Genomic DNA, 14,678 nt, shown 5'->3' on the forward strand with positions numbered 1-14,678 from the left:
GCAAAAATTGTTCAAGTAGTTTTTGTCCATTCCAATTTAATATGACAATTGCTGTTTTCAAGGTTGCGAATTTACATTTTAAAAATTATTAAACTTCTAATTTTTTCTTAATAATCAACAACATTTACTATTTAAAAAGGAAATTATTATATGAAATAAAAAATATAGAACCAGAAAATTACTTGTAATTAGGGATGTCTTTTAAAAAAATATAAGTTTCGTTATCAAAATCCATTTTGCAATAAAAGTGCTCTAAACCATTGGTAACAATAAGATAATTTGCTCTTAATTTTAAATTATAACGCGCAATTTGATCAAAAGTATCTTGTGTAATTTTTATGGATGGCGCTTTGCATTCTACAATTATATCATGTTTGCCATTCGCATCAAAAATTAAAATATCGGTTCTTTTTTTTCGATTATTAATCACCAATTGTTTTTCTAAAGCTATTAAAGTAGTTGGGTATTTTTTGTGGTCTATTAAGTATTTTACAAAATGCTGACGAACCCATTCTTCTGGAGTTAAAACCAGATATTTTTTTCTTAAGCTATCAAAAATAAGTGTTTTATTTTCCTTGTTTTTGATTTTAAATTGGAAAAAAGGTAAATTTAATTCTTGCATTTTCATTGTTACGAATATCACAATTTAAAACGATTAAATAAAAAAGTATTTAGATATATATTATATAATATCTAAAATCATTACTTATGATATTCTATAAATAAATTTTGATAAGATTTTTAAAATTATTCGTCAATTTAAGGCAAGAAATTTACATTTGTATTTATGAACGAAATTAACGCAATAGTTTCCGATATTAAAAAAGGCGCATTAAAGCCTATCTATTTTTTAATGGGAGATGAGCCCTACTACATAGATAGAATTTCTGATTTTATTGAAGAAAATGTATTAGATGAAGCAGAGAAGGGCTTTAATCAACAAATAATGTATGGTAGAGATGTTGCTATAGAAGATATTGTAGGTGCTGCTAAGCGTTATCCAATGATGGCAGAAAAACAAGTTTTAATTGTTAAAGAAGCACAAGACTTAAGCAGAAGTATAGAAAAATTGGTTTCTTATGCAGAAAATCCGCAACCCACTACAGTTCTTGTTTTAAATTACAAATATAAAAAGCTAGACAAAAGAAAAAAGTTACACAAAGCTATTGCAAAAACAGGTTTGGTTTATGAAAGTAAAAAATTATACGACAATCAAGTTTCAGACTGGATTCGTAGAGTTTTAAGTGGAAAAAAATATCAAATAGAGCCCAAAGCCTCTTTAATGTTGGTGGAGTTTTTAGGAACAGATTTAAGTAAAATTGCCAATGAGCTAGACAAACTGATGTTGATTTTACCAAAAGAAACCATTATTACAGACGTACACATAGAAGAAAATATTGGTATTTCTAAAGACTTTAATAATTTTGAGTTAAAGAAAGCAATAGGAGAGAAGAACGTATTAAAAGCCAACAGAATTATAAATTATTTTGTAGAAAACCCTAAGAAAAACCCAACAGTAATGACAATTTCTTTGCTCAACGGTTTTTTTACCAAACTATTGCTATTTCATGGTTTAAAAGATAAATCTAAAAATTCTGTTGCTAAAGCTTTAGGGGTTAGCACGTATTTTGTAGATGAATACTTTTTAGCTGCCAGAAACTTTCCTATGAGAAAAGTTGCACAAGTTATTGCTGCTTTAAGAGATGCGGACGTTAAAAGCAAAGGTGTAGGAGCAAACCAATCACAAGAAGACATTTTAAAGGAGTTATTGTTTAAAATTTTACATTAAAAATACTTTTTATGAAAAATATTTTTAACACAGAAGTTACTGAAGAAGTAAAAAAAAGAATCGAAAATCTATTAAAAGATACACAACCCAGTTGGGGTAAAATGTCTGTAGGCCAGATGTTGGCACATTGTAATGTAACTTATGAAATGGTGTACTCTAACATCCATCCAAAACCAAACAAGTTTACAAGATGGATTTTAAAATCATTTATTAAAAATGCAGTAGTATCAGAAAAGCCATATCCTAAAAACGGAAAAACGGCACCACAATTTTTAATTACAGAAGAAAAAGATTTTGAAAGTGAAAAACAGCGTTTACTCGGTTATTTAGAGAAAACCCAACAATTAGGCGAGAACCACTTTGAGGGAAAAGAATCTCACTCTTTTGGTAAATTAACAGCCAAAGAATGGAATAACTCATTTTACAAACATTTAGACCATCATTTAACTCAATTTGGAGTTTAAATAATAAAAGTACAATATTTACATAAAAAAACCGAGCAATTAAAATTGCTTGGTTTTTTTATAATTGTAAAAAATTTTATTTTGTATCTTTTTTTACTTCTGCTTTGTCAGCAATAATTCTTGTATCCATATTGGCAACTTCCCAAGCTGTATGAAATACCAAACGAGCTCTATTTTCTAACAACTCGTAGTTAATTTTGTCTGGTGTATCTGTTGGTCTGTGGTAATCTGCATGTGTACCATTAAAATAGAAAATAATTGGCACATTGTTTTTTGCAAAATTGTAATGGTCAGATCTGTAGTAAAAACGATTAGGATCGTTCTCATCATTATACTTATAATCTAAATTGATGTTGGTGTATTTAGTGTTTATTCTTTCTGATAAATCATGTAATTCTGTACTTAACTTGTCTGAACCAATTAAATATACATAGTTAGGGTCGGCTTTGTGTCTATCATCAATTCTACCAACCATGTCAATATTTAAATCGCAAACCGTATTTGCCAATGGAAAAATTGGATCTACATCTGCATAATATTTAGAACCTAATAAACCTTTCTCTTCACCTGTTACGTGTAAAAATAAGATAGAACGTTTTGGACCTTTTCCATTTTTAGCAGCCATTTGAAATGCTTGTGCAATTTCTAAAATCGCTACTGTTCCAGAACCATCATCATCTGCACCATTATAAATTTCTCCATTTTTAATCCCTTCATGGTCTAAATGTGCAGAAATAACAACAATTTCTTCTGGTTTTTCTGATCCTTCAATAAAAGCTACTACGTTTTCAGAATCTTTAAACTTTCCTCTACGTGTATTTTTATTGATCCATTCAGCAGGCACTTCCTGAAAATAATCATCTCCACCTAAAGGTGATGCAATGCCTTCTGAAACATAAAAGTTTTTTAAATATTCTACCGCTTTTTTCTGTCCAGGCTCACCTGTATTTCTTCCTTCAAATTCATCTGAAGCGTATGTAAAAAGGTGTGCTCCTAAATCTTTTGCAGTTATTGTTGCAGCATATTTTGCAGCCTGATCTACGTTTGCATCGTCATTAGACGCATCTTTACTAGAACCACAAGCCATAAAAGCGACTGCACTAGCAACATAAAGTATTTTTTTCATCGATTAAAAAAGTATTTGTTTGTTGTAATTAGTACTCAAATGTAACAAAAAGTTACATGGGTATCAAAATTAATTTTTGTTCACTACAAACTGTTGTAAGGATTTGTTAAATTTTAATAATTTATTTGGAAACAAATCATCAAATGCATTGTTCGAAATTAATGTTTCTGTACTGCCATACAACAACTTATTATCTTTTAATAAAATTATATGATCAGATAATTGTAACGCTAAGTTTATTTGATGCGAAGATAAAATAATTGTTTTACCAGTTTTATCTACTAGATCTTTAAGTAATGTAAAAATATTAATGGTTTGATGCAAGTCTAAATGTGCTGTAGGTTCATCTAAAATAATCACTTCTGTATCTTGTGCCAAGGCTCTTGCAATTAATACACGTTGTAATTGGCCATCACTTAATTGATAAAAGTTTTTATTCTTTAAATGTGTAATTTCAGTTTGTACTATGGCATTATTTATTTTTAAAAGATCTTCTTTGCTTAGGGCATCTATCCAATTGGTGTAAGGTTGTCTACCTAAAGCAATAATTTCGAAAACAGTTAGTTGACTTTCTGGTAAACGTTCTGTTAACACCAAACTTAATTTTTTAGAAAGTTCGTTTTCTGAGTAGTTGTTTAAATTTTTATCTTCAAAAAAAATTGTGCCAGTAATTGGTTTTTGTACTTTAGAAAGTGTTCTTAATAGTGTCGATTTTCCACTACCATTTTTCCCTAAAATACTTATTAATTTCCCTTTTTTTATAGCAATATTTATATCAGACAAAACAATTTGTTGCTGTTTTTTCTGTTGATAACCAATAGATAAATCTTTGGTTTTTAAAATGATATGTTGTTCTTTTTTAGTGATTATATAAATTTTTAAACAAATATTTTTTTCTTTCTTATTAACAACCAAATTACAATAGGCGCACCAAATAATGAGGTTATTGCATTGATGGGTAAGGTAAATTCACTTGTAGGTAACTGTGCAATACAATCACAAATTAGCATAATGATGGCACCTAAAATTAATACTGCAGGGATTAATATTTTATGATTTGAGGTGGTAAAAACAATTCTAGCAATATGTGGTACAGCCAAACCCACAAAAGCAATTGGGCCAGCAAAAGCTGTGATAACTCCTGTTAAAATACTGGTAATTAACAAAATAATGTTTCTACTTCTTTTTACATTTATTCCTAAACTTTTGGCATAATTTTCTCCTAATAAAAAGCTATTTAAAGGTTTTATAATAAAAATTGTACCTGTAATGCCCAAAAGGTAAATACTAGTAAAAATAAGTATTTCATACCAAGAGAGGTTGCCCAAACTACCAAAACTCCAAAATAAGTATTGCTGAATTTTTTCAGAGCTACTAAAATACGCCAAAACACTAATAATTGCAGAAGTTACACTACCAAACATTAAACCAATAATTAAAATAGACATGGTGTTTCTAACTTTATTTGCAGCAATAATTACTGCAGATAAAACAAAAAAGCAGCCTAAAGTGGCAGCTATAGGTATAGACCAATTAGAAAACGAAGTGCTCATAAAAAATCCACCAAAAATAGTAGATCCTAAAATTAATAAAGCCACACCTAAACTAGCACCAGAAGAAATACCCAATACAAATGGACCTGCTAACGGATTTCTAAATAAAGTTTGCATTAATAAACCTGCAATAGATAAACCAGAACCAACTAAAATAGCGGTAATTGCTTTGGGTAACCTAAATTGTAAAATAATTGTTTGCCAACTTTCTTTGGATGAAAAATCACCTATTAATGTGTTAAAAATGTCTTTAAAGGGAATGGAAACAGAGCCTAAACTTACATTTACAAAAAATAAAATTATCAGTAAAATTGATAAAAGAATAAATTGTTTTTTGTAGTTTTTTTGTTTCATGTAGTAAAAAAACTCACAGCTTTTTAAACTTGTGAGATTTATAAATATTTATTTATAATTATTCAAAAATTCAACCAATTTCTGAATTGCAATTCCTCTATGAGAAATCTTGTTTTTTTCTTCAGAACTCATTGTTGCAAAAGATTCTTTAAAACCTTCTGGTTTAAAAATAGGGTCGTAACCAAAACCTTTTTCGCCCTGTTTTTTAGTTAAAATTTCACCTTTGCAAATCCCCTCAAATAAAAACTGTTTACCTTCTATATTTAAACAAACTGCTGTTCTAAATTGTGCTTTTCTATTCGTTTTATTTTTTAATTCTGATAATAATTTTTGCATATTATTTTCTGCATTTACAGGCTCACCAGCAAAACGAGCAGAATAAACTCCAGGTTTTCCATCTAAACTTTCTACTTCTAAACCTGTATCGTCTGCAAAACAGTTATAACCAAAATTCTTAGTAATATAATTGGCTTTTAATTTTGCATTTCCTTCTAAAGAGTTTTCAGTTTCATCAACTTCATCATAACAATTAATGTCTTTTAAACTCAATATTTTTATTGAATTAGATAACATTTCTTGTACTTCTCTTAGTTTGTTTAGATTGTTGGTTGCAAAAACGAGTTCCATTAAAAGTGTATTGATTTTTAGCAAATGTAAACAATTTACAGGGGAATTTTTATCTATCAATATGTAAATAAAACAAAATAATTTAGGTAAATTGCAAAAAATATAAAACGCTAAAACCATTGCTATTATTGATTTGTCGTGAAAATGTCGGGTTAAAAAGTCCTCAAATAATTTGTCAATATAATTTACTAAGCTAACATTGTATGGAAATTAAAAAACTACATATTATGAAACAGCCAGAATTAGGTCAGAAAATTTTAGAGCTTAGAAAACAAAAAGGTTTTACTCAAGAAGAATTGGTAGCGCAATGCAATATTAATGTTAGAACCATACAAAGAATTGAAGCTGGTGATGTAGCTCCAAGAAGTTATACCATAAAATCCATTTTAGAAGTTTTGGGTTTTGATTATGAAATCATTTTCGAAAAAAAATACATTTCTGATAAATTTGATAACATTTTAGGAATTAAATCAGACAGAATTAAACAGCAACTAAATGTTGCTTTCATTTTTGGGATTGTTTATTTTATAGCGGGTTTCTTTGAAGTTGGTGCAGAATTTTTAAGCTTTGAGCGAGAAAGCATTACCTTTAAAAGCATTTATATACTTATTAAGTCGGTTTCATATATCTCATTATTCTTTTTCTTTAGAGGTTTTGCAATAATTGGTGCATTGTATCAAAATTATTTATTGCAAATAAGTGCTTTTTTAATATTGGTTTTTACACTTTTCTTCTCTGTATTAGATGTTACATCTTTATATGTTTGGGAAAAGTTTTTAGGTGTTTTTGGTATGGCAAAACTAATTGCTTACGGAGTTTTAAGTATTTTGTTAGGGATGGGTTTTAAGAGATTGATGGATTTTGGTGATGTAGCAAAATGGACAGGGATTATAGAAATTGTAACAGGAATTTGTTTGCTGGCAATCATTTTATCGCCAGTTGGTTTGATAACTCAATTTATAGCAGAAATTTTCGAAATTATTTTAATTTATAGAGTACTTTCAGAAATTAAAAATAATTCAAATTAAATTTTTTATTTAAATGTTAGGCATTTTAGTAGCACTTATAATTTCTTGGATAATTCTGTATATAAGTGAAAAGAAAAATATTTTAGCTTTAGGTTTTTTACCTTTAAAATTAAGATTAATACAGTTTGTTACAGGTTTTTTAATTACAGGTATATTATGCTTTTTAGTTCAGTATTTAGAGTTGTGGTTAAAAAAATCAACATGGATTTTAAATAGAGATATTACAAGACATATCATTTTAAAATCATTTTGGTGGGATGTGAAGTCTGTATTTACAGAAGAGTTAATTTTTAGAGGAGCGCTTTTATTTGTTTTAATAAAAAAAATTGGAGATCAAAAAAGTATCTTAATTTCTGCTGTTTTATTCGGCGTATATCACTGGTTTTCTTATGGGGCTTTTGGTAATATTCAAGTGATGTTTTTTGTGTTTGTTATAACAGGATTCATGGGTTATGCATTTGCTTTTGCAGCTGCTAAAACAAAGTCTATTATGTTACCATTTGGTATACATTTAGGATGGAATTTTGTACAAAACACTTTATTTTCTAAAGGGCCTTTAGGTCAGTTAGTTTTTATTTCAGAAGGTGGAAATCAATTGATTGGTTGGGTCTCTTTATGCAACTTTTTTGTTAGTTCAATTTTGGTTCCTATAATTTTAATTGTTTTTGTTGCTTATTTCTTTGAAAGAGAAAATAAATAATCATTTATTCATGATGATAAGGCTCGTTTTTTAAAATTGTAAAACCTCTATACAATTGTTCTACAATAAACAAACGAATCATTTGATGCGAAAATGTCATTTTAGATAAAGATATTTTTCCACTTGCTTTTTTATAAACTGCCTCCGAAAAACCATAAGGGCCACCAATTACCAAAACCAGTTGTTTAATGCCAGCATTCATTTTTTTCTGAAGATATTTAGAAAACTCAATAGAGGTGAAATGTTTTCCTTTATCATCTAACAAAACCAACTGATCTGTATTTTGTAGTTTTTTTAAAATCAACTCGCCCTCTTTTTCTTTCTGTTGTAACTCACTTAAATTCTTAACATTTTTAATATCAGGGATAATTTCCAACTCAAACCTTATATAATGTTTCAATCGATTTTGATATTCTTCGATTAATTTAATTAAGTTTTTATTGTCGGTTTTTCCTATAGCAAGTAGTTTTATTTTCATGGCTTAAAATTACGAATTATCAATCTATAATTAGCAATTAATTCATCTAATTGAAAATTCTTAATTCGTAATTAAAATGTTATTTTTACATCAGCAATAAAAACGAATTATGATTTCAGCAGCACAATTTCAAAACGAATTAGACCTAATTATAAAAAATGCCATCAGAGAAGATATTGGAGATGGAGATCATACCTCACTTTCTTGTATTCCTGCAGATGCAACAGGTAAGGCAAAATTATTGGTAAAAGACGAGGGAATTATAGCAGGAGTTGCCTTTGCAAAACAAGTTTTTGCTTATGTTGATAAAGATTTAGAAGTAGAAACCTTTATTAATGATGGCGAAAAAGTAAAATACGGAGACATTGTTTTTCATGTTTCAGGCAAATCACAATCCATTTTAATGGCAGAGCGTTTGGTATTAAATGCGATGCAAAGAATGAGTGCTGTTGCTACAAAAACAGCTTTTTTTGCAGATTTATTAAAAGGAACTAAAACCAAGGTTTTAGATACCAGAAAAACGACACCTGGAATTCGTGCTTTAGAAAAATGGGCTGTTAAAATTGGTGGTGGAGAAAACCATAGATTCGCCTTATATGATATGGTAATGATAAAAGACAATCATATTGATTTTGCTGGTGGAATTACTGCAGCAATTACCAAAACAAAAAAATATTTGGCAATAAAAAATTTAGATATTAAAATAATCGTAGAGGCAAGAAGTTTAACAGAAATTAAAGAAATTCTTTCTAATGATGGTGTTTACAGAATTTTAATTGACAATTTTAATTACGAAGATACCAGAAAAGCTGTTGCCTTAATTGGAGACCAATGTTTAACGGAATCTTCTGGAGGTATCAACGAAAAAACCATCCGAAAATATGCAGAATGTGGTGTAGATTTTATTTCTTCAGGTGCTTTAACCCATTCTGTGTATAATTTAGATTTAAGTTTAAAAGCGATTTAAATTGGTGCAAAATGATTAAAAAAGCAGTGCTACTTATAGGTTTAATTTTTACAATTTTTGTATCCTGCGAAAGTAAAAAAATTAATGTTGTTGGCTTTTACAAAGGAGTTTTACCTTGTGCTAATTGCAAAGGCATCAATAATGAATTAACATTAAATAAAGATAAAACATTTAAGTTACAAACGATTTATTTGGGTAGAGGTGATGAAAAACCTTTTGTAAAAAAAGGAACTTATAAAATAGAAAATAATCAACTAGAATTATTGAGTAAAATTGGTTATAAATATCAAATACATGATAATTATTTAGAACTTTTAGATATTGCTGGAAACAAAATAGAAAGCGAATTAAATTATAAGTTAATGAAGCAAAAATAAGTTGTTGTATTTATGATGGATAATTATTTTGATAATCAAGAGTATACTAAAATTGATTTTACAAAAACGAAAATCAAAAAAGGAGAATATGACCAATGTACGTTTGTAAATTGTAATTTCGAAGGTATTCACGCCTCTAACATTCAGTTTGTAGAATGTGAGTTTTTAGATTGTAATTTTAGCAATACAATAGTAAAAGATACTGCTTTTAAAGATGTTACTTTTAAAAACTGTAAAATGATTGGTGTAAAATTTAATGAAGTGGATCCATTTTTATTACAGTTTCAATTTACAGATTGTCAGTTGAACTTCTCGTCTTTTTATCAACTAAAAATACCAAATACTAAATTTTTAAAGTGCAATTTAGAAGAAGTAGATTTTACTGAAACCACACTTACAAATTCTCTATTTGATAATTCTGATTTAAAAAATGCTATTTTTGATCGTACAAATTTAGAAAAGACAGATTTTAGAACTGCATATAATTTTAACATAATTCCTGAAGAAAATAAGTTGAAAGGAGCAAAATTTAGTAAACAAAATGTTACAGGATTGTTATTAAAATATAAAATTATTATTGACTAAATATTCTCCTTTGGGGAAATGTCTAAAGGACAAAGGGGCTTATGACAAAACAAGTAGAAGATAAACTAGAGCAAATACCTATTATTGGTTGGTTTGTAAAACTGGGGAAAAAAATAAAAGTCCCAGGTTTAGAAGGCATGTCTTTGTATGACGTTTTAGAAATGTATTTTATTGGTATTGTAGAAGGCGCCTTAACTACAAGAGCAGGAGGTATTGCTTATAGTTTTTTTATGGCAATTTTTCCATTTTTATTATTTGTACTAACGTTAATACCATTTTTACCTATAGATGGTGCTCAAGAAGGCTTACTTTCTATCATTTCTGATGTTTTACCACCCAAAACCTTTGATGCTGTAGATTCTGTGTTGATAGATATTATCAATAATCAATATGGTGGTTTGTTGTCTTTTGGTTTTATAGGTTCTATTTTTTTAATGACTAATGGTGTGAATGCCATTTTTGGTGGTTTCGAATATTCCTATCATGTAAAAGAAGTTAGAAATGTGTTTAGAGCTTATTTTATAGCGATGTTGGTTTCTTTTGTAATTGTTCTTTTTCTTTTTCTTGCTGTGGTGCTTATTTTCTTTTTTGAATTAATTTTAAAAGATTTGGTAACCTTAGGTTGGTTAGAAGACAATTTAATTTGGTTGCAAATGGGACGTGGTTTTATTTTTTTAAGCATGATTTTTCTAACTGTTTCCATGTTATACCATTATGGTGTTAAAGAAGGGAAACATTCTCGATTTTTCTCTCCAGGTGCTGTTTTAACCACTATTTTATCTGTGTTAACTTTTTATTTGTTTGGGTATTATGTAAACGAATTTGCAAAATATAATGAATTGTATGGTTCTATTGGTACACTTTTAATATTGATGTTATTTATATGGTTAAATGCCATTATTTTGCTTTTAGGTTTCGAGTTAAACGCTTCTATTTACTCTTTAAGAAGAAGAAATAAAACCTATACAAGTCCTCAAAATTTATAAGTTTTTCACGATATTTGCCAACGCAATTTAAAATTGCGAGTGTTGAATTTTAAGTTTTAAGTTCTGAGTAAAACTCACTAAGAACTAAGAACTAAAAACTAAAAAACTAAAAACTATTAAATGAAACCAAGCATCCCAAAAGGAACTAGAGATTTTTCGCCAACAGAAGTAGCCAATCGTACTTATATTATGAATACGATTAAAACTGCTTTCGAAACTTTTGGATTTCAACCGATTGAAACGCCAAGTTTTGAAAACTCATCGACCTTAATGGGAAAATATGGTGAAGAAGGAGACAGGTTGATTTTTAAAATTTTAAATTCTGGGGATTTTTTAGCAAAAGCGGATGAAAATTATTTATCTGAAAAAGATAGTTTAAAAATAACTTCTCAAATCTCAGAAAAAGCATTGCGTTACGACCTTACAGTCCCTTTTGCAAGATATGTGGTGCAGCATCAAAACGAAATTACGTTTCCTTTTAAACGCTATCAAGTACAACCTGTTTGGCGAGCAGACAGACCACAAAAAGGTCGTTTTAGAGAGTTTTATCAATGTGACGCAGATGTTGTAGGAAGTAAATCTTTATGGCAAGAAGTAGAATTTATTCAGTTATATGATACTGTTTTTACCAATTTAGGTTTAGAAAATACCAACATCAAAATCAATAACAGAAAAATTTTATCTGGTATTGCAGAAGTTATTGGAGCGCAGGACAAATTAATTGATTTTACAGTTGCTCTAGACAAGTTAGATAAAATAGGTAAAGAAAAGGTAGAAGCAGAAATGCTATCCAAAGGAATTTCTGAAGAAGCGATTCAAAAAGTACAACCGTTATTTTCTTTTGATGGTACAAATCAAGAAAATTTAGATGCTTTAGCGCAAATGTTACAAACTTCTGAGGAAGGAACAAAAGGAGTAGACGAGTTGCGTTTTGTAATTAATTCTGTGGAAGAATTAAGTTTACAATCTGCAAATTTACAAGTAGATGTAACTTTGGCACGAGGTTTAAACTATTATACAGGTGCTATTTTTGAAGTAGAAGCGCCAAAAGGCGTAAAAATGGGATCTATTGGTGGCGGAGGAAGATATGATGATTTAACAGGAATTTTCGGTTTAAAAGAGGTTTCAGGAGTTGGTATTTCTTTTGGTTTAGATAGAATCTATTTAGTTTTAGAAGAATTAGGTTTGTTTAAAGCTGTAGACTTACCAAAACCCAAGGTATTGTTTGTCAATTTTGGAGAAAATGAAGCGCTATATGCTATGAAGGCCATTGCTAAATTAAGAGCAGAAAACATAAAGTCAGAATTATTTCCTGACGATACCAAGATGAAAAAGCAAATGAATTATGCGAATAAACGTGAAATTCCGTTTGTAGTCATTGTAGGTTCAAGAGAAATAGAAAATCAAGAATTTACTTTAAAAAACATGATTTCTGGAGAACAGACAAATTGTTCTTTATCTAAATTATTAGATATATTAAAGAATAGTTAACAATCATTTCGAACTAAACGAAGTGAAGTTGAGAAATCTAATGGAAAGTTTATTAAGTTTTATCTTATCAATAATTATTCTATTATAACTATAATTTATATTAAAAGATTAATAATACGTTGTAAACACGTAAATTTGCACAATAATAAACGATTGAAATGTTTGAATTGAACAGCAAAATGAATGACGAAAGAATTGAAGAAATAGGAGAAAACCATGTGGCAACGTCTGCAAAAACTCCATTAAGAGCTGATGCCTTTGCTATTTCTGACGAAGAAAAAATAACCAAAATTCAAGAAAGTGTAAAAGAAATTCTGCACACTTTGGGTATGGATTTAACAGACGATAGTATAAAAGGCACACCAAAAAGAGTAGCCAAAGCTTTTGTAAATGAATTGTTTATGGGTTTAAATCCTAAAAACATGCCATCTGCATCAACATTTGATAATAATTACAATTATGGAGAAATGTTGGTAGAAAAAAATATTGTTGTGTATTCTACTTGCGAGCATCATTTATTACCAATTATTGGTAGAGCACATGTTGCTTATATCTCTAACGGAAAAGTAATTGGCTTGTCTAAAATGAATAGAATTGTAGAGTATTTTGCAAAAAGGCCACAGGTACAAGAGCGTTTAACTATGCAAGTTGTACAAGCAATGCAAGAGGCCTTGGGTACAGAAGATGTAGCTTGTGTAATAGATGCCAAACATTTATGTGTAAATTCTAGAGGAATTAAAGACATCGAAAGCTCTACCGTAACTTCTGAATTTGGAGGCAAATTTAAAGAAAAAGAAACTAGAAAAGAGTTTTTACAATATTTACAAATGGATACGCATTTTTAAAATACTAAGTATAATTTATTTAAAACCCTTTTTGAACTTGTCAAAACGGGTTTTTTGTTATAACAGTAATTTAATATGTTGTATTGTTTTTTAACTTATAGTGTATAGCTTTTGTATAGGGATTTTTTATGGTTTGTTGTTTATATAGTTATAGTTTTAAGAAAAATAATATACACATGTATCATACTTATATCAAACCTTTAATAACAATATTATTATTTTGTTTTTCAAATGCTATTTTTTCACAAACTACTCAAGTTGGTAGTGGTAGCTATACTAATATTTATCCAGGAGCAGATAGCGCTGGTAGAAATGGTTTTCCATCAGGTTCTCCACAAATTACGGGTAATGCAGTAGGGAAACCAATACCAACTAACGATTGGTGGTCTAAATTAATCAAAGAAAATCATGCAGATAATTTATTCAATTATCCAATGACAATGAAAACCACAAATACAGGTTTAATTGTTACTTATATACCTTGGGGTGTTATTGGCGATTCTGCACCAATAGAAGTGGGTTTACAAGGACTAAATACAGATAAAACAACTGTTTCTGATTATTCAGATTGGACAGTTACCATGAACTGGAAAGATGGCGATAATGAATTAAAAGCAACATCAGGAATTGGAATGCCTTTTGTGTATTATGAAAAAGATGCAGATGATGTTGTTGCTATTAAAGTAAACTCAGGAAACGCGTCTATAAATAACGAGCTATTAATTATCGAAAATGCTTCAAGTGGTCAAGACTTTGTATTTTATGCACCATCAGGAAGCACTTGGTTACAGTCAGGAAGTACGTATACATCAACTTTAAACGGAAAGACCTATTGGTCTATGGCAATGCTGCCACAAAATACAGCCAACGTTGCAAGTGTAGCTCAAGATATGCAAAAATATGCTTATGTTTTTCCTGCAAATACAACTACATCATGGTCTTATAACGAAAGTAGCTCCAAAGTAACCACAACATTTTCAGTATCAACAGATATAAAAGAAGGTACTGAAGATAGAATGTTATTGGGTTTATTGTCTCATCAATGGTATAATTTAACTTCAAGCGCTCCAGTGCCAAATGCCTACACGTATGGTTCTGTTCGTGGAGAATTAAAAATGCTTGCAGAAAATAGTTTTATTGTAGAAAATGCATTTAAAGGTATTTTACCCACCATTCCTTATTTAGCAAATTATAGTGATGGTTTTAGTCCAGCAATTCTAGACTCTAAAATATCTAAAATCGAAAATGATGGTTTAGCAACTTGGACAGCTTCTTACAACGAAGGTCAAGTCATGAATCGTCTAATAC

At 29.2% G+C, this 14,678-nt stretch carries 16 protein-coding genes and 1 pseudogene; 11 read left to right on the top strand and 6 right to left on the bottom strand.

Annotated features, from left to right (window positions below; all coding sequences use genetic code 11):
- Positions 1-178: 178 nt before the first annotated feature.
- Positions 179-622 carry a type I restriction enzyme HsdR N-terminal domain-containing protein gene (locus ACTG3S_RS07985; protein ID WP_439128828.1) on the bottom strand — a complete coding sequence of 148 codons (444 nt, stop codon included), beginning with the start codon at positions 620-622 and terminating at the stop codon, positions 179-181.
- A gap of 165 nt (positions 623-787) precedes the next feature.
- Here ACTG3S_RS07985 and holA point away from each other — a divergent pair, with 165 nt between their 5' ends.
- On the top strand, positions 788-1,789 hold the full coding sequence (gene holA / locus ACTG3S_RS07990; protein ID WP_439128829.1) for a DNA polymerase III subunit delta: 1,002 nt from the start codon (positions 788-790) through the stop codon (positions 1,787-1,789).
- Between the two features lie 11 nt (positions 1,790-1,800).
- Positions 1,801-2,253 carry a DUF1569 domain-containing protein gene (locus tag ACTG3S_RS07995; RefSeq protein ID WP_439128830.1) on the top strand — a complete coding sequence of 151 codons (453 nt, stop codon included), beginning with the start codon at positions 1,801-1,803 and terminating at the stop codon, positions 2,251-2,253.
- Positions 2,254-2,329: 76 nt separating this feature from the next.
- On the opposite strand, the gene ACTG3S_RS08000 is transcribed toward ACTG3S_RS07995, so the two are convergent.
- From ACTG3S_RS08000 to ACTG3S_RS08015, 4 genes are all read right to left on the bottom strand, one after another.
- Positions 2,330-3,379 (bottom strand): M28 family metallopeptidase, encoded by a 1,050-nt coding sequence (locus ACTG3S_RS08000; protein WP_439128831.1) that lies wholly within the window; start codon positions 3,377-3,379, stop codon positions 2,330-2,332.
- Between the two features lie 69 nt (positions 3,380-3,448).
- Positions 3,449-4,246 (bottom strand): ABC transporter ATP-binding protein, encoded by a 798-nt coding sequence (locus tag ACTG3S_RS08005; RefSeq protein WP_439128843.1) that lies wholly within the window; start codon positions 4,244-4,246, stop codon positions 3,449-3,451.
- 11 nt (positions 4,247-4,257) lie between these two features.
- Positions 4,258-5,286: a FecCD family ABC transporter permease gene (locus tag ACTG3S_RS08010; protein ID WP_439128832.1), complete on the bottom strand. Its 1,029-nt coding sequence runs from the start codon at positions 5,284-5,286 to the stop codon at positions 4,258-4,260.
- Positions 5,287-5,334: 48 nt separating this feature from the next.
- Entirely contained in the window at positions 5,335-5,913 is a 579-nt protein-coding gene (locus ACTG3S_RS08015; RefSeq protein ID WP_439128833.1) for a non-canonical purine NTP diphosphatase, read from the bottom strand.
- A gap of 227 nt (positions 5,914-6,140) precedes the next feature.
- On the opposite strand from ACTG3S_RS08015, the gene ACTG3S_RS08020 reads away from it, so the two are divergent.
- Together ACTG3S_RS08020 and ACTG3S_RS08025 are read left to right on the top strand one after the other, a co-directional pair.
- Positions 6,141-6,941 carry a helix-turn-helix domain-containing protein gene (locus tag ACTG3S_RS08020; RefSeq protein ID WP_439128834.1) on the top strand — a complete coding sequence of 267 codons (801 nt, stop codon included), beginning with the start codon at positions 6,141-6,143 and terminating at the stop codon, positions 6,939-6,941.
- A 13-nt stretch (positions 6,942-6,954) separates the two neighbouring features.
- Positions 6,955-7,641: a CPBP family intramembrane glutamic endopeptidase gene (locus ACTG3S_RS08025; RefSeq protein WP_439128835.1), complete on the top strand. Its 687-nt coding sequence runs from the start codon at positions 6,955-6,957 to the stop codon at positions 7,639-7,641.
- A gap of 4 nt (positions 7,642-7,645) precedes the next feature.
- On the opposite strand, the gene rlmH is transcribed toward ACTG3S_RS08025, so the two are convergent.
- Positions 7,646-8,119: a 23S rRNA (pseudouridine(1915)-N(3))-methyltransferase RlmH gene (gene rlmH / locus ACTG3S_RS08030; RefSeq protein ID WP_439128836.1), complete on the bottom strand. Its 474-nt coding sequence runs from the start codon at positions 8,117-8,119 to the stop codon at positions 7,646-7,648.
- Between the two features lie 109 nt (positions 8,120-8,228).
- Between rlmH and nadC the strand changes: the two genes are divergently transcribed.
- The 7 genes and pseudogenes from nadC to ACTG3S_RS08065 form a co-directional block, all read left to right on the top strand.
- Positions 8,229-9,086: a carboxylating nicotinate-nucleotide diphosphorylase gene (gene nadC / locus ACTG3S_RS08035; protein ID WP_439128837.1), complete on the top strand. Its 858-nt coding sequence runs from the start codon at positions 8,229-8,231 to the stop codon at positions 9,084-9,086.
- Positions 9,087-9,097: 11 nt separating this feature from the next.
- Complete coding sequence (locus ACTG3S_RS08040) at positions 9,098-9,463, top strand: copper resistance protein NlpE (protein WP_439128838.1); 366 nt, start codon at positions 9,098-9,100, stop codon at positions 9,461-9,463.
- A 12-nt stretch (positions 9,464-9,475) separates the two neighbouring features.
- Positions 9,476-10,048: a pentapeptide repeat-containing protein gene (locus ACTG3S_RS08045; RefSeq protein ID WP_439128839.1), complete on the top strand. Its 573-nt coding sequence runs from the start codon at positions 9,476-9,478 to the stop codon at positions 10,046-10,048.
- A gap of 41 nt (positions 10,049-10,089) precedes the next feature.
- A complete protein-coding gene (locus ACTG3S_RS08050) occupies positions 10,090-11,034 on the top strand; it encodes a YihY/virulence factor BrkB family protein (protein WP_439128840.1) in 945 nt (314 codons plus the stop codon).
- A 120-nt stretch (positions 11,035-11,154) separates the two neighbouring features.
- A complete protein-coding gene (hisS, locus tag ACTG3S_RS08055; protein ID WP_439128841.1) occupies positions 11,155-12,525 on the top strand; it encodes a histidine--tRNA ligase in 1,371 nt (456 codons plus the stop codon).
- A 179-nt stretch (positions 12,526-12,704) separates the two neighbouring features.
- Positions 12,705-13,370: a GTP cyclohydrolase I FolE gene (folE, locus tag ACTG3S_RS08060; RefSeq protein WP_439128842.1), complete on the top strand. Its 666-nt coding sequence runs from the start codon at positions 12,705-12,707 to the stop codon at positions 13,368-13,370.
- A 176-nt stretch (positions 13,371-13,546) separates the two neighbouring features.
- Positions 13,547-14,678: pseudogene (locus ACTG3S_RS08065) on the top strand (glycosyl hydrolase); the annotation flags it as partial.

Source organism: Polaribacter sp., from assembly GCF_965656025.1.
In the GTDB taxonomy this organism is placed as follows: Bacteria; Bacteroidota; Bacteroidia; order Flavobacteriales; family Flavobacteriaceae; genus Polaribacter.

Coding starts and splice junctions, on each gene's coding strand:
- folE (WP_439128842.1), top strand. CDS start 12,705: ATGAATGACGAAAGAATTGAAGAAATAGGAGAAAACCATGTGGCAACG.
- rlmH (WP_439128836.1), bottom strand. CDS start 8,119: ATGAAAATAAAACTACTTGCTATAGGAAAAACCGACAATAAAAACTTA.
- ACTG3S_RS08020 (WP_439128834.1), top strand. CDS start 6,141: ATGAAACAGCCAGAATTAGGTCAGAAAATTTTAGAGCTTAGAAAACAA.
- ACTG3S_RS08045 (WP_439128839.1), top strand. CDS start 9,476: ATGATGGATAATTATTTTGATAATCAAGAGTATACTAAAATTGATTTT.
- ACTG3S_RS07985 (WP_439128828.1), bottom strand. CDS start 622: ATGCAAGAATTAAATTTACCTTTTTTCCAATTTAAAATCAAAAACAAG.
- ACTG3S_RS07995 (WP_439128830.1), top strand. CDS start 1,801: ATGAAAAATATTTTTAACACAGAAGTTACTGAAGAAGTAAAAAAAAGA.
- hisS (WP_439128841.1), top strand. CDS start 11,155: ATGAAACCAAGCATCCCAAAAGGAACTAGAGATTTTTCGCCAACAGAA.
- ACTG3S_RS08010 (WP_439128832.1), bottom strand. CDS start 5,286: ATGAAACAAAAAAACTACAAAAAACAATTTATTCTTTTATCAATTTTA.
- ACTG3S_RS08040 (WP_439128838.1), top strand. CDS start 9,098: ATGATTAAAAAAGCAGTGCTACTTATAGGTTTAATTTTTACAATTTTT.
- ACTG3S_RS08050 (WP_439128840.1), top strand. CDS start 10,090: ATGACAAAACAAGTAGAAGATAAACTAGAGCAAATACCTATTATTGGT.
- ACTG3S_RS08025 (WP_439128835.1), top strand. CDS start 6,955: ATGTTAGGCATTTTAGTAGCACTTATAATTTCTTGGATAATTCTGTAT.
- ACTG3S_RS08000 (WP_439128831.1), bottom strand. CDS start 3,379: ATGAAAAAAATACTTTATGTTGCTAGTGCAGTCGCTTTTATGGCTTGT.
- ACTG3S_RS08015 (WP_439128833.1), bottom strand. CDS start 5,913: ATGGAACTCGTTTTTGCAACCAACAATCTAAACAAACTAAGAGAAGTA.
- holA (WP_439128829.1), top strand. CDS start 788: ATGAACGAAATTAACGCAATAGTTTCCGATATTAAAAAAGGCGCATTA.
- nadC (WP_439128837.1), top strand. CDS start 8,229: ATGATTTCAGCAGCACAATTTCAAAACGAATTAGACCTAATTATAAAA.